Origin of the sequence: Pauljensenia sp. UMB6358 (genome assembly GCF_030216865.1) — a bacterium.
Lineage (GTDB): Bacteria > Actinomycetota > Actinomycetes > Actinomycetales > Actinomycetaceae > Pauljensenia > Pauljensenia turicensis_A.
On record NZ_JASOMS010000007.1, the window covers coordinates 43401 to 62665 of the forward strand.

17 protein-coding genes are annotated in these 19265 nt (G+C 58.3%); 7 read left to right on the forward strand and 10 right to left on the reverse strand.

Annotation, left to right across the window (positions count from 1 at the left end):
- Positions 1 to 53 precede the first annotated feature (53 nt).
- Together QP381_RS06185 and QP381_RS06190 are read left to right on the forward strand one after the other, a co-directional pair.
- Positions 54 to 2180: an NAD(+) synthase gene (locus QP381_RS06185; RefSeq protein ID WP_103631732.1), complete on the forward strand. Its 2127-nt coding sequence runs from the start codon at positions 54 to 56 to the stop codon at positions 2178 to 2180.
- Positions 2180 to 2563, forward strand: coding sequence for a hypothetical protein (locus tag QP381_RS06190; protein ID WP_285068093.1), 384 nt, complete (start codon positions 2180 to 2182; stop codon positions 2561 to 2563). The genes QP381_RS06185 and QP381_RS06190 overlap by 1 nt, the downstream gene beginning before the upstream one ends.
- Positions 2564 to 2633: 70 nt before the next feature.
- Here QP381_RS06190 and QP381_RS06195 read toward each other — a convergent pair whose 3' ends face one another.
- A complete protein-coding gene (locus tag QP381_RS06195) occupies positions 2634 to 4022 on the reverse strand; it encodes a DUF418 domain-containing protein (RefSeq protein ID WP_285068094.1) in 1389 nt (462 codons plus the stop codon).
- 193 nt (positions 4023 to 4215) lie between these two features.
- Positions 4216 to 4419, reverse strand: coding sequence for a Dyp-type peroxidase domain-containing protein (locus QP381_RS06200; protein WP_285068095.1), 204 nt, complete (start codon positions 4417 to 4419; stop codon positions 4216 to 4218).
- A 376-nt stretch (positions 4420 to 4795) separates the two neighbouring features.
- On the opposite strand from QP381_RS06200, the gene QP381_RS06205 reads away from it, so the two are divergent.
- Positions 4796 to 6469, forward strand: a complete 1674-nt coding sequence (locus tag QP381_RS06205) for a fumarate hydratase (protein ID WP_006681437.1) — start codon at positions 4796 to 4798, stop codon at positions 6467 to 6469.
- A gap of 298 nt (positions 6470 to 6767) precedes the next feature.
- On the opposite strand, the gene QP381_RS06210 is transcribed toward QP381_RS06205, so the two are convergent.
- The 4 genes from QP381_RS06210 to QP381_RS06225 form a co-directional block, all read right to left on the reverse strand.
- Positions 6768 to 8444 (reverse strand): phospho-sugar mutase, encoded by a 1677-nt coding sequence (locus tag QP381_RS06210; RefSeq protein ID WP_285068096.1) that lies wholly within the window; start codon positions 8442 to 8444, stop codon positions 6768 to 6770.
- A 4-nt stretch (positions 8445 to 8448) separates the two neighbouring features.
- Positions 8449 to 9102 (reverse strand): deoxyribose-phosphate aldolase, encoded by a 654-nt coding sequence (gene deoC, locus QP381_RS06215; RefSeq protein ID WP_006681440.1) that lies wholly within the window; start codon positions 9100 to 9102, stop codon positions 8449 to 8451.
- Between the two features lie 13 nt (positions 9103 to 9115).
- Positions 9116 to 9649 carry a BMP family ABC transporter substrate-binding protein gene (locus tag QP381_RS06220; RefSeq protein WP_336619917.1) on the reverse strand — a complete coding sequence of 178 codons (534 nt, stop codon included), beginning with the start codon at positions 9647 to 9649 and terminating at the stop codon, positions 9116 to 9118.
- Between the two features lie 226 nt (positions 9650 to 9875).
- On the reverse strand, positions 9876 to 11006 hold the full coding sequence (locus tag QP381_RS06225) for a GuaB3 family IMP dehydrogenase-related protein (protein ID WP_103631657.1): 1131 nt from the start codon (positions 11004 to 11006) through the stop codon (positions 9876 to 9878).
- 145 nt (positions 11007 to 11151) lie between these two features.
- Here QP381_RS06225 and QP381_RS06230 point away from each other — a divergent pair, with 145 nt between their 5' ends.
- Entirely contained in the window at positions 11152 to 11889 is a 738-nt protein-coding gene (locus tag QP381_RS06230; protein WP_219810824.1) for an exonuclease domain-containing protein, read from the forward strand.
- Positions 11890 to 12083: 194 nt separating this feature from the next.
- Here the strand turns inward: QP381_RS06230 and QP381_RS06235 are convergent, their stop codons facing one another.
- The 4 genes from QP381_RS06235 to QP381_RS06250 form a co-directional block, all read right to left on the reverse strand.
- A complete protein-coding gene (locus tag QP381_RS06235) occupies positions 12084 to 12773 on the reverse strand; it encodes a transaldolase family protein (RefSeq protein WP_040318656.1) in 690 nt (229 codons plus the stop codon).
- 137 nt (positions 12774 to 12910) lie between these two features.
- Positions 12911 to 14437, reverse strand: a complete 1527-nt coding sequence (gene guaB / locus QP381_RS06240) for an IMP dehydrogenase (RefSeq protein WP_006681445.1) — start codon at positions 14435 to 14437, stop codon at positions 12911 to 12913.
- A gap of 50 nt (positions 14438 to 14487) precedes the next feature.
- The gene (locus QP381_RS06245; protein WP_103631659.1) at positions 14488 to 15762 is read right to left on the reverse strand and encodes an AGE family epimerase/isomerase; all 1275 of its coding nucleotides are present in this window, start codon (positions 15760 to 15762) and stop codon (positions 14488 to 14490) included.
- 83 nt (positions 15763 to 15845) lie between these two features.
- Entirely contained in the window at positions 15846 to 16778 is a 933-nt protein-coding gene (locus QP381_RS06250; protein WP_103631661.1) for a MerR family transcriptional regulator, read from the reverse strand.
- A gap of 316 nt (positions 16779 to 17094) precedes the next feature.
- On the opposite strand from QP381_RS06250, the gene QP381_RS06255 reads away from it, so the two are divergent.
- The 3 genes from QP381_RS06255 to QP381_RS06265 all read left to right on the forward strand — a co-directional run bounded on the left by QP381_RS06255 (position 17095) and on the right by QP381_RS06265 (position 19199).
- Complete coding sequence (locus QP381_RS06255) at positions 17095 to 17391, forward strand: WhiB family transcriptional regulator (RefSeq protein ID WP_006681448.1); 297 nt, start codon at positions 17095 to 17097, stop codon at positions 17389 to 17391.
- A gap of 120 nt (positions 17392 to 17511) precedes the next feature.
- Positions 17512 to 18357 carry a DsbA family protein gene (locus QP381_RS06260; protein WP_006681449.1) on the forward strand — a complete coding sequence of 282 codons (846 nt, stop codon included), beginning with the start codon at positions 17512 to 17514 and terminating at the stop codon, positions 18355 to 18357.
- The gene (locus QP381_RS06265; RefSeq protein ID WP_006681450.1) at positions 18354 to 19199 is read left to right on the forward strand and encodes a cytochrome c biogenesis CcdA family protein; all 846 of its coding nucleotides are present in this window, start codon (positions 18354 to 18356) and stop codon (positions 19197 to 19199) included. Before QP381_RS06260 ends, QP381_RS06265 begins: the two co-directional genes overlap by 4 nt.
- Positions 19200 to 19265: the final 66 nt, after the last annotated feature.

Consider the following 19265-nt stretch of genomic DNA (forward strand, 5'->3'; position numbering starts at 1 on the left):
GTGGGCAAACGGATGGGTCATGGGAGACAATAGAGGCAACACTAGGAGGAAAGTTGAACTTCCATTCGCTTTACGATCAGGGCTTCGCGCGCGTTGCTGCGGTGACGGTTCCTGTTCATCCCGCTCAGCCACTTGCTAACGCTAACGAGGTCATTGACGTTGCTCGCGAGCTTGATGCCAAGGGTGTTGCCGCGGCCGTCTTTCCCGAGCTGGGCATTTCCGGCTACGCCATTGATGATCTGTTGCTTCAGGATGTCGTGCTGGATGAAGTGACTGAGGCTCTGCATCGCATTGCTGTTCAGACGAAGGATCTGTTGCCGATCCTCATTGTTGGTGCCCCGATTCGCAACGATGGTTCCCTCTACAACTGTGCGGTAACGATCCACCGAGGCAAGATCCTGGGTGTCACCCCGAAGTTGCACCTGCCGAACTATCGCGAGTTCTACGAGAAGCGCCATTTCGCGACTCCCGGCCCGACAACTCCTTCCTTCATTGACACAACCGCGTGGGGTTTTGTCGACGATGACTGTGCTTCGGCATCCGTTCCTTTCTCTCCGATCACAATCGATGTTGAGGATGTTCCTGGCCTCGTCATTGCCCCCGAAGTGTGCGAGGACATGTGGGTTCCGCTCACCCCGTCGACTCTTGCTGCTCTGAATGGCGCAACGGTTCTGATGAATCTTTCCGCTTCGCCGATCACCGTTGGTCGTGCGGAAGACCGCCGACTGTTGGTTCGCAGTTTGTCAGCGCGCCTCAACTCCGCCTACGTGTACTGCGCGTCGAGTGCGGGCGAATCGTCAACCGACCTGTCATGGGACGGCCAGACGATGGTGTACGAGGCCGGCGACCTGCTGGCAGAGGGTGAGCGTTTCAAAGCCGGCGGTCGTCAGATCACGATCGCTGACGTGGACATTGATCGTCTTGTCACTGAACGTACGCGCCAGAATTCGTTTAAAGACAACGCGGATCGCTACCTGGGCGAGGATCAGGGGCTGAAGGCAACCGCTCCTATGGACGTCTACACCCAGCTGAACCCACCCCGCACGGATCTTGGTTTGGAACGCGCCGTTGATCGTTTCCCTTTCGTTCCCGACGATCCGGAGCGCCTGGCTCAGGACTGCTACGAGGCCTACAATATTCAGGTTCATGGTCTGGTTCAGCGCCTCAAGGCGATCGGTAATCCGAAGATCGTTATTGGTGTTTCCGGTGGCCTCGATTCCACGCATGCTCTGATCGTCGCGGCGCGCGCAATGGATATGCTGGGTCGGGCGCGAACGGACATCTTGGCCTACACGATGCCCGGTTTCGCAACGTCCGATCACACGAAGTCGAACGCGATTGCGCTGTGCGAAAGCCTCGATATTCCCTGCCAGACGATCGATATTCGCCCGGCGGCTCGCCAGCTGTTGGCCGACATGGGGCATCCCTACGCCGACGGCAACGACACGTATGACGTCACCTTCGAGAATGTTCAGGCGGGTCTGCGCACCGACTACCTGTTCCGCATTGCCAACCACAACGGAGGAATTGTTCTGGGCACGGGTGACCTGTCCGAGCTGGCGCTCGGTTGGTGCACGTACGGCGTGGGCGACCAGATGAGCCACTACGCCGTCAATACGGGTGTTCCGAAGACTCTGATCCAGCATCTGATCCGCTGGGTTGCAGCTTCCGGCCAGTTCTCCGATCGTGCGGGCGAGGTTCTAACCTCGATCCTCGGCACGGAGATTTCTCCCGAATTGGTTCCCGCTAAACCCGGTGAGAAGATGCAGTCCACGCAGGACAAGATCGGCCCGTACAACCTGCAGGATTTCAACCTGTACTACGTGTTGCGTCGAGGGGCTCGTCCGTCGAAGATCGCCTTCCTTGCTGAGAAGGCGTGGGCTGATGTGAATGCTGGCGAGTGGCCGGCCGGGTTCCCCGAAGGCGACCGCGTCGCCTATTCACTCGAAGAGATTGTCAAGTGGGAGACCCTGTTCCTGCGCCGCTACTTCACGCAGCAGTTCAAGCGTTCTGCTCTGCCAAATGGCCCGAAGGTTGTGGCTGGTGGCGCCCTATCGCCTCGTGGTGACTGGCGAATGCCGTCCGACGTGACTGGTGCACGGTGGATCGCAGAGTTGGAAGAGGCCGTCGCGGGCGTTCCTCACAGTGGTGTTCCGGCTACTCAGACGAAGGAGAACTGATGACGACGCTGACGTTGACCGGCGTGATCGGTTTTGCCGTGATCGCGTGTGTTTTCGGCTTGGTTGCCCTGAAAGGCAGGGCCGGCACTCTGGCACGAGGCTCAGGCTTGGGTCTTCATTCGGCAGTGTTGGAGTCCTCCGACGACGCATGGAATACGGGTCACGAGGCCGCCTGGCCGATCATGGCCATGGCCTGCGTTGTGGCGGTGTTTCACGCGGTTGGCTGCGGTCTTGCTTCACTCATGGGCAATGACGGCGAAGCCTTCCTTCACGTTCTGTTGATCTCCGGGATTATTGTGTCCCTCGCTCTTGGGGCGTTGGCGCGCGCGGCCGCGATTAACGCGGCAAAGCGCCAGGCGGAGTCTGATCAAGCCGAGAGCTGATCTTTATCCTTGATACGGCGCGCCCCCCGGGTTTCTACCCGGGGGGCGCACGCTATTTCACAGTCAGTGTTTAACGCTCAGTGTCAGCCGGTGGCGCATACGCTGACATCGGGGTGAGCGCCGATTGCGGGGTGTTCACTTCTGCGTTTATACCTGCCGGCTGAATCATATGAGGAATCCGAGGCACCGGATGAGTGCCAGCGCTTCGTGCCACTGCTCGACGGAGAAGAACCTCCAGGGGACCTCGTTGATATCCCTTCGATTCGAGCACCCAGCAGAACAGCGCCATCAAGGTCCAGACCGCGAGCGCAATAGCAAGCCCGAGGGTCTGGGAAACTCCTCGAATACCCGCCAAGCCGAGAGCAATGAACGTGGCAAGGAAAAGAACGGTCTGGCCAACATATGCGGTCATTGAGCGCTTACCAACCGCGATAAAGAAGTGGCGCACTCCCCCGAGATTTTCGCGTGCAGGACCGGCAAGCAACCCGAGCAGGGCCAGCCAACCTGCAGCTCCAAGCAAACCAGTAATCTCGTGAAGAGCGTCCTGACCGAAGAAGTAGGAATCCATCAGGCCCGAATCCTTCAAGGAATAGGACAGGCCACCAAGGGCACCCAGAGCAAGACCCAGGAACGCCACCAGCATCAGGCGCCCCTTGTGAACGTCCGGGCGCGAAATATAGTCCGTGGTGGCCAGCCAAGCACCGAAGACGGTCGCAGGAAGGATGGTCGTCATGATCAGCCCAAGGAGCGACGAGAATACCCAGCCAAATACGCTGATCAGCGGGTAGTACCAGCCGAGCATCAGGTCGGCGGGAGCGTTCGTCATCTGCGTATTGGTTGCGCCACCAAACCCCTTCAGGCTCTCGCCCCAGTTCACGAACGATTCGGCTCCAAACTGGCTGAGCATCATGATGACAAGGACGATGAGAGCAATCACGGTCAAGATCGTGAAGCGTCGCCGCGCAATGAGTCCTGCGAAAACAATCGCAACCAGCGCATACGCGCCGATAATGTCGCCGGAGAAGAAGAGTGCGTGGACAAAGCCGAAGAGGAGCATCCACCAGCCGCGCCTACGGATCAGACGGCGAGAGTCATCAATACTCTCGTTTTCGAATCCTGCGATCCACGTTGCGCGCACCTGCTCAGGCATTCCGGGCAGGTTCTCATCAAGTTCGTCGATTCGACGTTCCACGTATGCACGCTGGCGTCGCAACACCATCGTCATCAGACCGAAACCGAAAAGCATCGAAAAGAGCGGATACGAGCGGTGGTCGATGAACATTCCGCGAATGAACACCCACCACTGATCGCTCAGTGAGTATTCGGGATTGTCGGGGAAGAAAGAAAGCCAAAACGGCACGTTTGCGACCGCGATCAGAATCAGCATGAAGCCGCGCGCAAGATCCGGCGCGGGATAGCGGACAGAGTTCTTCGGGGTAAACGAGGCCGAGCTAGACATACTCGAACACTATCCAAGGATTCGGGCTCGCTTCAATCAGGTGTCTCCCTGATTTGCTTGTAGGCGCTCGCTGAACAAGCGCGACCGCAAGCTAGGCAAACGGTGAACAAGCGCGGCTGAGCAAGGTAGCGAAAATAAAGGAGGCGCGGCCTCGTCGAAGACAACACGACCACGCCACATTGAAACTTTTCGCTCAGGCGAACAGCTTCTCACCCACGTAGGTGTCGGAATCCTTCACGCCCGGCAACATCAAGTACATGCCGGTCGCGATGTGCTGGAGGTACTCCGTCATCTGGTCGTTCACCATATTCGACAGGATCGGAATGAAGTTCGTCGAAGGATCACGGACGAAAACGATGAAGAACAGGCTGGCTTCGAGGCGACCCAGCTTGTCCACCTGCTCTTTTACCGCGCTTGTTCACCGCTTCACCCCTCTATTCGAGCAGGAAAGGTTAGGCAAACCGTAGAGATATCCGCAAAATACGTAGCCCGTTAAGCGTCGCAAATCCGCGCCACAGACAAGGAAAGACACTAGGAATGTGGGCGTGGCCTCGTGAATTCATCAGTGCACGTCACCGAATTATTCGCACCAGCTTGCGAAAAACAAAAGGCGAGAAAAACACCAAAAGATCTGACGCTTTCAAACGGGACAACGGTCCCGAATTGGTGAACAAGCGCGCAATAGCGTGGGGACGAACATGGCGTTTTCTGGGCGCAATCCAGCGCACGGAAACTGCCAGATCTACTGACACATTCCCTTCCAAGGAGTCCTAATGACCGAGTTCTTCTACGAAGACATGCTGCCGCTGGGTGAAGACACAACCGAGTACCGTCTGCTCACCACCGAAGGCGTCGAAACCGTTGAAGGCCCTGACGGAACACAGTTCCTCAAGGTTGCCCCCAGCGCACTCGAACTACTGGCGAAAACCGCGTACCACGACATCTCGTACTACCTGCGCACCGCGCACCTCGAACAGCTGGCGAAGATCCTCGAAGACCCGGAAGCATCCGCAAACGACCGCTTCGTCGCACTCGACCTACTGAAGAACGCAAACGTTGCCTCCGCAGGCGTTCTGCCGATGTGTCAGGACACGGGCACGGCCATCATCAAGGGCGAACGTGGCCAGCGCGTCATCACCGAAGGTGTGGACGGCAAGCCCCTGGCGCACGGTGTCTACGACGCCTACACCGAGCTCAACCTGCGTTACTCGCAGAACGCTCCGATCACCATGTACGAAGAGAAGAACACGGGCTGCAACCTGCCGGCGCAGATCGAACTCTACGCGGACACGCAGGTCGGTCACGAGCTCGACTACCACTTCCTGTTCATGGCTAAGGGTGGCGGTAGCGCGAACAAGTCGTACCTGTACCAGATGACGAAGGCAATCCTTGATCCGGAACACATGATGCAGTTCCTGGAAGAAAAGATTCGTTCCCTCGGCACCGCAGCATGCCCGCCGTACCACTTGGCAATCGTCATCGGTGGCACCTCCGCTGAATACGCGCTCAAGACCGCGAAGTACGCGTCCGCCCACTACCTCGATACGCTACCGACCACCGGTTCGGAACTGGCGCACGGCTTCCGCGATGTCGAGATGGAAGACGAGGTCTTCAAGCTGACCCAGCAGATGGGCATCGGCGCCCAGTTCGGCGGCAAGTACTTCTGCCACGACGTCCGCGTCATTCGCCTCCCTCGCCACGGCGCATCCCTACCGGTCGCCATCGCGGTATCCTGCTCAGCTGACCGCCAGGCAAAGGCAAAGATCACGCCCGAGGGTGTCTTCTTGGAGCAGCTCGACTTCAACCCCGGCCGTTTCCTGCCGGCAACCGACCCGTCTGAGCTGGGCGAAGACACCGGCGCCGTGTCGATCGACCTCGACCGCCCGATGAGCGAAATCCTTGCCGAACTGTCGAAGTACCCGGTGAAGACGCGCCTGTCCTTGAACGGCACGATGATCGTTGCCCGCGATATCGCCCACGCGAAGATCCGCGAGCGCATCGAAAACGGCGAGCCGATGCCGGAATACATGCTCAAGCACCCCGTCTACTACGCGGGCCCAGCGAAGACTCCGGAAGGTATGCCGTCCGGCTCCTTCGGCCCGACGACCGCGGGCCGCATGGACTCCTACGTGGATCAGTTCCAGGCGCTCGGCGGATCCATGATCATGGTCGCGAAGGGCAACCGCTCCAAGCAGGTCACCGACGCCTGCCACAAGCACGGCGGTTTCTACCTCGGCTCAATCGGTGGTCCGGCTGCTGAACTGGCCGCAAACTGCATCAAGAAGGTCGAACTTCTTGAATACCCGGAGCTCGGCATGGAAGCCGTGTGGAAGATCGAAATCGAAGACTTCCCAGCCTTCATCGTCGTCGACGACAAAGGCAATGATTTCTTCGCTGGCACGCAGGAGGTCACGCTGACAATCGGCAAGCGCCCCGGCATGTGCTGATTGTGTTTCTGCCGGCGGGCATCGCGGTTGCGTGGTGTCCGCCGGCAGCTGCGTGTCGGCTTCGTGATTGAGATGAACGAGGCTGCCGCCACGCCCTACCCCGCGCTTGTTCACGGGCGGAGCGAAAACCGAGGAGCACGAAAATGGGCTGCGGCAAATGCGCGCTTGTTCACGTTCCTTCCGGTTCAAGTGCGCGCTTGTTGACCACTCAATCAACCTCAGAGGGGAATGACATCACCGCCGGCGGTGAACAAGCGAAGTCCTCAGCAAGTAAGTCGGTGAACAAGCGCGGTCGGGACTAAATTCCGATCGCGAGCGCGAACTCGGCCTTGATGGTTTCGAGTCTCGCCCGAGCCTCGTCCCACGGCACTTCTCCGCCACCTGGAGCATCGAGAATGACCTCAAGGTAGCACTTGAGCTTCGGCTCGGTGCCGGACGGCCGAGCGATGACGCGGTCGTTCGCCTCAGTGGTGACCATGATCGCGTTCGTACCCGGCAGGCCGTCCCACCCCTGAGACATGTCGACGACGGAGACGACCGACGAGCCCGCGAGCTGCGACGGCGGGTTCCCGCGCAGACGATCCATGCCCTCGGCGATGAGACCGAGATTCTCGACGCGGAAGGTGAGCGGCATCGTCACGTAGCAGCCGTAGGCGCGAGCCATTCGCTCGAGCTCGTCCTGGCCGGTGTGGCCCTGCGCCTTAAGCTCGGCGAACAGGGAGGCGGCGACGACCGAGGTCGAGATGCCGTCCTTGTCGCACACGTGCTCGGGATCGGGGCAGAAGCCGATGGCCTCCTCGTAGCCGAAGACGATGCCCGGGGTGCGGGCGATCCACTTGAATCCCGTGAGGGTGTGGCGGTAGTCGAGGCCGTGCGCCAGGGCGATCCGCTCGAGCTGGCGGCTCGACACGATCGAGTTGGCGAAGACCCCGCCCTTCGGGGCCCGCCCGGCCAGGAACTCGCCGAGGATCGAACCGGTCTCGTCGCCGGTGAGCTGACGCCATCCGCTCGCCGAGGCCTCGTCCGGAATGGCGAGGGCGCAACGATCGGCGTCGGGGTCGACTGCGATAATGAGGTCCGAGCCGTGCTCGCGCGCATGCGCCATCGCCAGATCGAGGGCGCCGGGCTCCTCCGGGTTCGGGAAGGAGACGGTCGGGAAATCGGGGTCGGGCGCCGCCTGCTCGGCGACGAGCGACACCCGGGTAAAACCCGCCTCCTTGAGGACGCGCTCGGTGAGCGCTCCGCCGACGCCGTGCATCGCGGTCAGGGTGATCTTGAGGTCTCCCCGGTGGTCGCCGGCGGCCAAGGCCGCGGCGACTGCAACGTAGTCGTCGCGCGGATCGACCTGCTCAATGCGCTCCTCGTCCTGGGGGACCTCGTCGGCCGGGGCGGCTGCCGCGATGGCGGTGGCGATGCCCGCGTCGTGCGGAGGCACGATCAGGGCGCCCTGACCGGCGTCGGTGACGATGCTTCCGCCGAGGTAGACCTTGTAGCCATTGTCCTTGGCGGGGTTGTGCGAAGCGGTGATCATGATGCCCGCGTCGGCGTCGAGGGCGCGCACCGCGAAGGAGGTGAGCGGGGTGGGGTGCGAGACGGGGAGGGCCAGAGCCCGGCAGCCCGCCGCCGACACAACGCGCGCGGCCACACGGGCGAAATCGACGGAGCCGTGCCGGGCGTCGCAACCGATGACGACGCGAGGTTCGCGCTCGGTTTGCGTCTTGAGGTAGGCGGCGAGGCCCGCGGTCGCACGGATGACGACGGCGAGGTTCATCCGAGATTCACCCGGGCCAATCTCGCCGCGCAGACCCGCGGTGCCGAACTCAAGGGGCCCGTTCATCGCGGCCCGCAGTTCGGCCAGGGCGCCCTCGTCACCCGCCGAAGCGGCCTCGACGGAAGCACGGAGCGCTGAGGAGGTCTGGCCGTCCGGATCATGGGTGGCCCATTCGCGGGCCGTCGCGAGAAGCTGATCGTTCATCGTCTCACTCTTCGATCCCCTCGAGGATCGCGACCGTCGCAGATACGCCGAGACGCGAGGCTCCGGCCTCAATCATGGCGAGCGCGGTCGTGGCATCGCGGATCCCGCCCGAAGCCTTGACGCCAAGGCGGTCGCCGACCGTTTCGCGCATGAGCTTAACGGCGTGCACCGAGGCGCCACCGGCGGGGTGGAAGCCGGTGGAGGTCTTCACGAAGTCGGCCCCCGCGTTCTCGGAGGCGCGGCAGGCCATGACGATCTCCTCATCGGTCAGGGCAGCGGACTCAATGATGACCTTGAGGACGCGTGGAGCGGGGACGGCGTCGCGCACGGCGCGGATCTCAGCTTCGAGCTCAGCCTCACGGCCTTCTTTCACGAGGGCGATGTTGATGACCATGTCGACTTCGTCGGCGCCGTCCTCAACGGCGCGCGTGGCCTCGGCGGCCTTGATCTCAGGCTTGACAGCGCCCGAGGGGAAGCCCGCGACGCAGGCGACCATGAGGCCCTCGGGGGTCTCGAGGGGCAGCATGGAGGGCGAGACGCACACCGAGTAGGTGCCGAGTTCGGCGCCCTGGGCGACAAGGGCCGCGACATCGGCGGCGGTCGCCTCGGGCTTGAGGAGGGTGTGGTCGATCATCTGGGCGACTTCAGTCTTCTTCATGGTGGTGCCTTCCTCAGATCTGCGCCAGGGGTGGCGCGAGTTCCATCATCTGGGTGAACGCTGTCTCGCGTTCCTTTACGGTTGTGGCTTCGTCCGGGACGAGCGAAGCCAAGACGGTGAACATGCCGAGCGCTTCGACTTCGGCGTGCGCGGCGGTGGCGTACAGACCCGCGGATTCCATTTCGACGGCGAGGATCCCCATTCTCTGCCAGCGTTCGTTGAAGGTCTCATCAGCGTTGACGCCGACGGTTCCTGTGCTTGTCGTTCCCGCTGCAAGATATCCGGCAATATAGCTGGGGTACAGGGTGTTAAAAACGATGGTGCGTAGATTCACTGCGTATTGCGTGGGCTCCGGCTCGGTCGCGTTGCGGTAGTCCTGCGCATCGACCAGCACGAACTTGGTCTGGTCGAACTCATCTGCGAGGGCTTCTGCCTGCTGATCGATGTTCGAACCCGACAGGATGATCAGCTGGCACCCGGCAAGCGCCAATATGATTCCGCCGCTCGCCACCATGATCGCGGTTGCACGCTGAAGGTGAGTGCGCATTGATTCCTCAGCTGGTTAGGATTGTGAGCGCTTGACCATCGTGGGGAGAGCCGCGGTGGACATGTTGGCGCGTGATTCATTGAGCCTATCAAAAACCGGCTTTCCAATGATTCACGAGGCCGGGCCAGCCTCACGTTTACACGCGAAACTGCCCCGGAGCGTAGCGCATCTGACGCTTGGCAGAACCAGGCGCTACAAGTGAGCGCAAACGGACAAAACAGATAAATCAGTGACCGCTTGGCTGATAGGGCGAGACCACCACATCCACCTTCTGCAAGTCTTTGACTTCCGAATAGCCGGTCGATGCCATGGTTCTCTTCAGGGCACCAACAAAGTTCAGGGAACCGTCTGCACGCGTCGAAGGACCGTAGAGAATCTGCTGCAGGCTTCCGGATGTGCCTACGTGAACACGCTGACCGCGAGGCATGTCTGGGTGCGTGGCCTCGGAACCCCAATGCCAACCGCGCCCGGGCGCTTCTTCCGCGCGAGCCAGAGCGGCACCCAGCATGACCGCATCCGCACCACAGGCGATGGCGCGCGATAAATCACCAGAACGCCCGATGCCACCGTCAGCAATGACGTGAACGTAGCGTCCTCCGGATTCATCCATGTAATCGCGACGCGCAGCGGCCACATCGGCGATTGCTGTTGCCATCGGGGCGTGCACGCCGAGCGATTGACGGGTCGAGTGTGCCGCTCCCCCGCCAAATCCGACAAGAACACCGGCGGCACCCGTGCGCATCAGATGCAACGCTGCCGTATTCGTGCAGACTCCACCAACAATGACGGGGACGTCGAGTTCATAGATGAACCGCTTGAGGTTGAGGGGCTCAGATCGGCTGGAAACATGTTCTGCAGAGACTGTTGAGCCTCGGATGACGAAAAGGTCCACGCCCGCATCGACGACTGCTCGCCAGTACTTTTGGGTACGCTGAGGCGACAACTTACCTGCAACAACTACGCCGGCTTGCCGAAGTTGAGCGAGGCGAGCAGTGATAAGCGACGGCTTAATTGGTTCCGAATAGATCTGTTGGAGTCGCGCAATAGACTCGTCTTCTCCAAGATGGGAGATTTCTTCGAGAAGCGGCTCCGGATCTTCGTAGCGCGTCCATAGACCGTCCAGATCTAGAACACCCAACCCGCCGAGTTTTCCGAATGCGATTGCTGTTTCGGGGCTCATGACCGAGTCCATGGGGGCAGCCATGATCGGAATATCGACGTGGTAGGCGTCGATTTGCCAGCCGACGTTCACATCTTCGGGATCACGAGTGCGCCTTGAGGGAACCAAGGCAATATCGTCCAGACTGTAAGCGCGTCGCGCACGCTTTCCACGACCAATTTCAACTTCGTTGCTCACGACTTGATACTAACCACTTTGGGCCACTGACATGCGCTTTTGTTGATGATTGCAGCGTGGGTGCGATGAGGTAGTCGACGAGGCCGGCTTCGCCGACCTGATGATTGCCATTTTGTTTCTCCATGGTTTAGGCGACACTAGTTCCATGAATGAAAACACTTCTTGGATTGATCAGCCTTGGCTTGGTTTCGACACAGAGACAACCGGCACAAATCCTCTTTCGGATCGCCTTGTCACGGCTGCGCTTGTTTTGCGACGCGGGGGTATCAACCCGTCTGGCCCTGACGAAGTTGTCACATGGCTAGCTAATCCCGGGGTAGAGATCCCTGAAAGCGCCAGCGCTATTCACGGGATTTCCAACGAAAAAGCTCAAACCCAGGGACGGAATATTTCCGAGGTTTTAAATGAGGTTGCTGATTCTTTGGTTGCGCACTGGCAACGCGGATTCCCTGTTGTTGTCTTCAATGCGGCGTTCGATATTACGTTGATGAATGCCGAGCTCACTCGCCATGGTCTGCAGACTTTGGAAGAACGCCTTGGTGGCCCTGTTGGACTCATTCTTGATCCGATCGTCCTTGATCGTCACTTCGATAAGTACCGGAAGGGAAAGCGAACCCTGACCACCATGGCACCGCACTACGGTGTGGCTCCGGATCCGAATGCTCACACGGCAGAAGTTGACGTTTCGATGACATTAGACGTGTTGGCGAAGATTGCCCAGGCGTTTGGCGCTCCGCTCACGCTAAGCAGTGCTCATGCGTTGATGGCATTGCAGGCCAGCGCTTTTAAAGAATGGGCTCAGGGTCTTGAAACCTACTTTGCACGTCAGGGTAAACCCCAGCAGATTGATTCCCAGTGGCCACAAAGGGCTCTCAATAGCTGAAGGGGTTAGCATCCCCATCATTAAACGGGTCGGTTAATGAAAGAGGTCGATGACCCAATAGAACGCCCTTGTTGCTATCGGGTCACCAGTCTTCAGCGCGCTGTCACTTCCATGTGCGGGCGCGACTTCGTCCCATAGGTGGGACTGATTGGACGCGTGGTGGTCAGCGCTAAGCGCTGACCACCACTGTGACGTCACTTGGTATCGATCAGGTCTTTCCATGTGCGCTTCTCACCGACCAGAAGGCTGAAGTGCTTGTTCTGTTCAGCGATCGCCGCATCGGTTGCGGGATTCTTAATCAGTGCCGCAAGAACCTCGGGGGCAGCAGTGATAGCACCAACGCCCTGGCGGACCAGTTCAAGAACCTGTTCAGAGTTCTTGAAGGACGCAGCTAAAACATCAGCTTCCATCCCATACGACTTCAGCGTGCGGTGGATTTCGCTAGCAACGCGAACACCATCAATGCCGTAGTTATCCATGCGGTTCACGTAGGGAGCAACATAGCGGGCACCAGCCTTTGCTGCCATGAATCCCTGCATCGAAGAGTGAATGCCTGTTGCCGTCACCTGCATGCCCTCTGCGACAATGCGAGGAATTGCCGCGAAGCCGTCGCGAGTGACAGGAAGCTTCACAAATAGGTTGCCACCAATTTCTTCACGCAGAGCACGCGCTTCGGCAACCATATCGTCGGCTCGTTCCGACACGATCTGAACATGCAACTGCGACCCATAGGGCAGCAAATCTTGGATCTTATGCAGAACATCCAAAGGCTCTTTGCCCTCGCGGTACAAGATGGTCGGGTTAGTCGTAACACCGTCAATCGGAAGGTAGGACAGTGTCTGTTCAATTGCTTCGACGTTTGCATAATCGATCAGGATGAGCATGTGCGCGATCCCCTTTTCAACAGTGTGAAAACATGTTCCGACAGGTTCAGATTAATGCCCAATTTGGCACAAAAATAGGACCCCCGTCGCATGCGTGAAACCGCCTGCGACGAGGGTCAATACCTGTCAAACGTTTATCAGCGAGAAGACCCTGACGAATGGTAGTTCGGAGCCTCGCTGGTCATCTGCACATCGTGCGGATGAGATTCGCGCAGACCTGCAGATGTGATTCGAACAAAGCGACCATTCTTCTTGATCTCCTCGATCGACGAAGCACCCAGATAGAACATCGTCTGATGCAGGCCACCAACAAGCTGGTAAATCACCGAGGCAAGTGAACCAGTGAACGGAACCTGCCCTTCAATACCTTCTGGAACGATCTTGTCATCACTGGTGACATCGGCCTGGAAGTAGCGGTCCTTCGAGTAGGACTTGCGACCACGCGAACTCATTGCGCCCAGCGATCCCATACCACGGTAACGCTTGTACTGCTTACCGTTCGTGAAGACAACCTCACCCGGGGACTCTTCACAGCCGGCCAGAAGCGAGCCGAGCATGACCGTATCAGCACCGGCCACAAGAGCCTTACCGATATCACCCGAGTACTGCAGACCACCGTCAGCGATCAGCGGAACACCGGCGGGCTTACACGCTTTAGCAGCCAAGTAAATTGCAGTAATCTGCGGGACGCCCACGCCAGCAACCACTCGGGTGGTGCAAATCGAGCCCGGGCCAACACCAACCTTCACCGCATCGACACCGGCATCAATCAGCGCTTGAGCACCTTCAGTGGTTGCGACATTGCCACCGATGATCTGAACGCCAGCGAACAACGGATCCGCCTTAATACGGCGAATCATATCCAGCGCAAGCTGGGCGCCACCGTTAGCCGTATCAACAACAAGAACGTCAACACCTGCTTCAGCGAGCGCGGTTGCACGTTCCCACGTATCACCCCAATAACCAACAGCAGCGCCGACAACCAGACGACCACGGTCATCCTTCGTCGCGTTCGGGTACTGCTCGGTCTTCACGAAGTCCTTGACCGTGATCAAGCCGGTCAACCTATTATTCTCGTCAATAATCGGAAGCTTCTCCACTCGATGCTCAGCCAGCAAAGCCTTCGCATCTTCACGAGAAATACCAACCTGACCCACAACAAGATCCTCGCGCGGGGTCATGCAATCGCGAACCTTCAGCGTTGCCCACTGGGATTCAGGGACAAAACGCAGGTCACGGTTCGTGATGATGCCAACAAGACCATTTTCTTCGTCAACAACAGGAAGACCAGACACACGATAGTGACCGCAAAGCTCATCAAGCTGTTCGATGGTCGCATCGGGACCAACAGTCACAGGATCTTCAACCATTCCAGATTCGGAGCGCTTCACCTGACGAACATGCTGCGCTTGTTCTTCAATCGAAAGATTGCGGTGAAGGATGCCAATACCACCCTGACGAGCCATGGCAATCGCCATACGAGCTTCAGTCACAGTATCCATTGCTGCAGAAAGCAACGGAACACGCAGGGTAATTTTCTTCGTCAGCCGCGACGTAGTGTCAACAGTGGATGGAACGACGTCAGTCAGCTCTGGGAGCAGAAGAACGTCATCGTAAGTAAGGCCAGTCAGTGAGAACGGATCATGCTCTAAAAAGTCTCCCATGAGCCAAGTCTAGGCTGTGGCTCAAGCCGGATAAAAACTTCGGACGAACCTCACAATTCCGAGTGGTCGTGTGCCCTCACCTGCGCTAATGCCGCCGCGAATCCCGGATACAAGCCAATACGAGGCAACAGCAACATCTGACCGACATGGTAGGCATCAGCCTTGCCTGCCCAGACAGTTTCACTCTCGTGTCCATCTGCGTCGACTTCATGGATCCAGCGTCCCGGGCCAGCATGAATGACCTGATCCGCCCACGCCACATAGCGAGCGAAACGCTCCGACTGGACCATGACGTCGTCATCATTACCTAGTTCTTCACTGACTTTACCCAGAGCGAGCGTTGCATTCACAGCTTCGCAAGCAACCCAGTGCATGCGAGTATCCACAACAGTCTTTCCATCAAAGTCCGTCGTGTAAACGATCCCACCCTTTTCGCTGTCCCAACCATCCTCATCCGCTCGATCAACAAGGCAATGCGCAACGTCATACATCCATTCACTCGGAGTATCCCCGCACGCAATGAGTGAGGCTCGACCATGCAGGATCAAACGCGCCCACTCAAACCCGTGTCCCGGAGTTGCACCGTAAGGACGGAAAGGATCAGCGGGATTTTCAATGAACATCTCGGGACAAACAACCCAGTTTTTATCGAAGTGCTCAGGCAAGCGCCAACCAAAGCGAGCACCAAGATCGGCAACAAAACGCATCATTTCGCGCGCACGATCCAACCAACGTCGTTCACCCGTCGCATCGAAGGCAGCAAGATACGCCTCGACCGTGTGCATATTCGCGTTCAGACCTCGATATTCTTCACACTCGCTCCAGTCGCGGTTCCACGAGTTCGCGACGCGCCCATACGACGGTTCCCACCAGTGCGCGTCCTGATCGGCAAGCGCTTCATCAAGCAACGCCCGGCCTCGTTCATGCCCAGCCAAATAGGAAGCGGCAGTCGCGAGAATCACGAACGCGTGCGCATAGGCTTCCTTGCGGATCGGCTCAACCGGGCGAGCATGTTCCCCCGTCGCATCCAGAGCGGAGAACCACCCGCCGTATTCATCGTCATGCAACGAGGTGGACAGCGCATCAAGCCCGTGCTCGACAAGACCAGACACTCCCTGGACACCACGCATCTCAGCAAGTGCAAACACGTACGTCATTCGACACGTAATCCACAGCTCAACGCCCTTGGACTCTGTAATAGCACCATCGGCATCCAGATAACCGAAGCCAGCAGGGCACGCTGAAGCTGAAGCGAACTCAACAAGCGCAGAGAAATCAGCATCAAAAGCGCCGATAAGAGCGGAATCATTCCAGGGGGTCTTCATTGTCACTCCCGGTCAAAAGATGTGCGTAACACCGATAAAGGTATCACTGCCTCAAGTTTCGATGAGAGGTTCTATGGGACTTGTTAAGACACAACCGAGGAAAGATCAACACCGGGCGCAAGTACCGCAAGAGTTTCTTCTACGCCGGCAGCAATTGTGCGCACGCGCAGGACGCGCTCATCAACGACCTTCGGAGCATCCGCGCCAACCAGCATGACATCAAGGTCAAGATCAGTAGTAAGACCATGAATAAATTTCTCGCAGGTTGCTCCAGAACCCATGACAATAGCCAACACGACCGGGCGTTCTTCGGTATGAAGCGCAACGCGAGCACACGCTCCCTGATCATCAACTGTCGCAGTCGAAACGACGCGCACATCGATGCCGTACCAGCCAAGAGCAACACCAAGAACGTGCGCTCCCAGCTCGTGGACAACGTCCGTAAGAACAACAACAGCCCCCGGGGCTGTCTGAGGAGAAACGCACTCGCTAGCAAACTGAGCAAGCACATCAAGGAAAGCGTTTTGAAGAATCGTAGACGGCGCACATCCAGGTTTCTGCCCGCATGTGGAGGCACGCAAGGTGTCGAGCGCTGGGCTGACTAAGCGACTCCAAGTATGAACAAGCCCCTCGTCGCCCACCGCGGAACGAAGGACATTCTTCAGCTGATGCCCGTGGCAGGCCGATACACAATTCAGTAGTTCAGAAACCGTATGAGGAACGGGCAGGTCTTCTTGACGTGAACGCGCAGGGGCCGTCGCCAACACGGTAGCGGCAGCATCTGCGGGAGAAACCCCCTGATGCACAAGGTCAACCATCGCGGTCAAACGCGCAACATCGCTGGCACGATAGCGACGATGAGTTCCTGCTTGGCGTTCATCTGGGCCAAGACCATAGCGTCGTTCCCAGGTGCGAAGAGTCGAGGGGGAGATTCCGAGACGAACGGAAACAGCAGTCACTGTCAGCGGAGCATCGACGCCTGAATCAGCTGAAGACGCAAGATGTGCGCGAGGCATGTCGTTTCCTTTCCGCTCGCCAGCTACCAACGTTTTTATTCAACGTTGTTCACCCCTACAACGATTGTTCACCGAAGAGCGAGCTTTCGCCACCGGAGCGAAGAAGATGTGTCAAGTAAGTGAGACAAATCTTCTTCATGGCATTCCGCATGTTTTGTAGCGATATATTCAGATTTTTCTCAGGTTTATTGCCTTTTCTGAGAAATAACTAAGAATGTATGAACGGGTCTTGAACAACTTACGAACAATATCTAAACTGATGGAGGCTGCTCGCGAAGAAGTACTTCGACTGGCAGTCACCGAATGAGAGGTACACATGTCTGACGTTTCACGTCTCCCCGGCCCAATGATCGACGCTTGGGATTGGCAGTACGACGGCGCATGCCGTGACCTCGACACCGAGCTCTTCTTCCACCCTGAAGGCGAACGCGGTTCAACGCGTCGCCGTCGCGCAGCAAACGCAAAGGCAATCTGCGCAACATGCCCCGTGATCGACCAGTGCCGCGAATACGCGCTGGCATCACAAGAGCCCTACGGCATCTGGGGCGGAATGACAGAAGAAGAACGACGCGAAGAAATACGTTCATCGCATCGTCAGCGTCGAGCGTCGTAATCTACCCCAGTCTTACAGAGGCGTCGCGCACATAGCGCGACGCCTCTTCACTTCTCATGCCACACTAAAGAATCATCGATAGTTTTCACTATTCCCCAACAACCAATCGGAAGCGAAGTCGTGACATCACCAGTTGTTTCATCCCAGCCACGCCGTAAATCCCGATCGCTCATCATTTCGATCGCACTCATCATCATTGCAGCATTCGTCCTTGCCGTCAGCATTTGGACAACTAGTGGAAACAAGCAAGCAGATTCGGCAGCATCAGCGCAATCGTCAGACTCGACGCACACTCAATCTGCCCAATCTGCATCAGCGACGCCAGGAGCCTCGTCCGCTGCCGCGGCGGCCGCCGACGTTGACCCGAACGTCGCAGCACCCAGTGAGAAGAACGCAGAGCTCCTTGCAATCATTCGATCCGCACCCAAGCGCGACGCCAACGACAATCAGGCCAAAGGCGCTCTGGACGCTCCGGTTGTCCTCACACTCTTCTCTGACTTCTCCTGCCCCTACTGCACGCTGTTTGCTAAAAAAATCGAACCCCAACTTGCCGATCTGATCGAAGACGGAACTCTTCGCATCGAATGGCGCGACCTGGCACAGATCACCCCCACGTCCCCCTTAGCAGCTCAAGCGGGACGTGCGGCAGCCGATCAGGGCAAGTTCTGGGAATTCCACGACCTGCTGTATCAGGCAACCAACGAACACGAACACCCGGAATACACCGAGGAATCTCTCGTCGCATTCGCTGAACAAGCTGGCGTTTCAGACATCGACACCTTCCGCGCCACGATGAATGCGGCCGAAACCGTTCAGGCTGTCGCCAACGCGAAGAAGGAAGCCTACTCCATCGGCATCACCGGCACACCTTTCATGTTCATTGGGGACACCTACATTTCGGGCTACCGCGATTACGAGTATGTGCGCACAACGATTGAACTTCAGGCGGAGGCCGCCCGTTCATGACTTTGACCCCATTGGCTGCCCTGCTCGGTGGCGTATTGACGGTCTTCGCCCCCTGTTCGGTGATGATCCTGCCAGCATTCTTCGCATACGCATTCCAGTCGCGTTCTGCACTGCTACTGCGCACCGGAATCTTCTGGCTGGGTTTGCTGACTTCTCTTCTGCCTTTGGGCGTACTTGTCGGCGCGGCGGGATCAGCTCTGCGCGATCACCTGGATCTGATCACACGCATCTGCGCCTTCATCATCATCATTCTTGGCATCGTTGAGATTATCGCTCTTGAAATCCCCACGCCCCATCGCAAGGCGTCGGCGGGAGTACGCAAAGAACGTGATCGCACTCATCCTCTGTCGATCTACCTTTTGGGGCTCACCTATGGCTTTGCCGGTATCGGTTGCGCTGGGCCAATCCTAGGGGCCGTTTTGGTGGCCGCAGGTATCGGAGCTTCGCCGGCAACAGGCGCTGCTCTGATGGCTCTGTACGCCACTGGCATGGTTGTTCCTCTGGCAGTGCTCGCATTGGCGTGGCAGTCTACGAATTTGTCCTCAAGCACCTGGTTGCGTCCCCGCCCCCTTCGACTATTCGGTCGCGATACAACGTGGACGAACGTCGTCTCAGGCATCGTTTTGGTTGCGCTGGGCGCGGCGCTTCTGGTCGCTGGCATCGCGAATCCACTTGGGGGATTGATTTCAGCAACGACCTTGGCTTCGTGGGAACAGTCTCTGATGCGGTTCGGTTCGACGATTCCTACGTGGGCAATGATCACAGTTGTTGTCTTGGTGATTGCCGCCGCGTGGTTCGCGTGGCCTCGTCGGACAAAGGAGACGGAAACAAACGCCGCGTAGTTCTTTGCTGTTCTCGATACAGTGTGGGCCTGGCACCTGAGGTGCCAGGCCCACACTGTTTGTCAG

Coding starts and splice junctions, on each gene's coding strand:
- QP381_RS06230 (WP_219810824.1), top strand. CDS start 11,152: ATGAATGAAAACACTTCTTGGATTGATCAGCCTTGGCTTGGTTTCGAC.
- deoC (WP_006681440.1), bottom strand. CDS start 9,102: ATGAAGAAGACTGAAGTCGCCCAGATGATCGACCACACCCTCCTCAAG.
- QP381_RS06195 (WP_285068094.1), bottom strand. CDS start 4,022: ATGTCTAGCTCGGCCTCGTTTACCCCGAAGAACTCTGTCCGCTATCCC.
- QP381_RS06220 (WP_336619917.1), bottom strand. CDS start 9,649: ATGCGCACTCACCTTCAGCGTGCAACCGCGATCATGGTGGCGAGCGGC.
- QP381_RS06250 (WP_103631661.1), bottom strand. CDS start 16,778: ATGCCTCGCGCACATCTTGCGTCTTCAGCTGATTCAGGCGTCGATGCT.
- QP381_RS06205 (WP_006681437.1), top strand. CDS start 4,796: ATGACCGAGTTCTTCTACGAAGACATGCTGCCGCTGGGTGAAGACACA.
- QP381_RS06265 (WP_006681450.1), top strand. CDS start 18,354: ATGACTTTGACCCCATTGGCTGCCCTGCTCGGTGGCGTATTGACGGTC.
- QP381_RS06210 (WP_285068096.1), bottom strand. CDS start 8,444: ATGAACGATCAGCTTCTCGCGACGGCCCGCGAATGGGCCACCCATGAT.
- QP381_RS06235 (WP_040318656.1), bottom strand. CDS start 12,773: ATGCTCATCCTGATCGATTATGCAAACGTCGAAGCAATTGAACAGACA.
- QP381_RS06255 (WP_006681448.1), top strand. CDS start 17,095: ATGTCTGACGTTTCACGTCTCCCCGGCCCAATGATCGACGCTTGGGAT.
- QP381_RS06245 (WP_103631659.1), bottom strand. CDS start 15,762: ATGAAGACCCCCTGGAATGATTCCGCTCTTATCGGCGCTTTTGATGCT.
- QP381_RS06190 (WP_285068093.1), top strand. CDS start 2,180: ATGACGACGCTGACGTTGACCGGCGTGATCGGTTTTGCCGTGATCGCG.
- guaB (WP_006681445.1), bottom strand. CDS start 14,437: ATGGGAGACTTTTTAGAGCATGATCCGTTCTCACTGACTGGCCTTACT.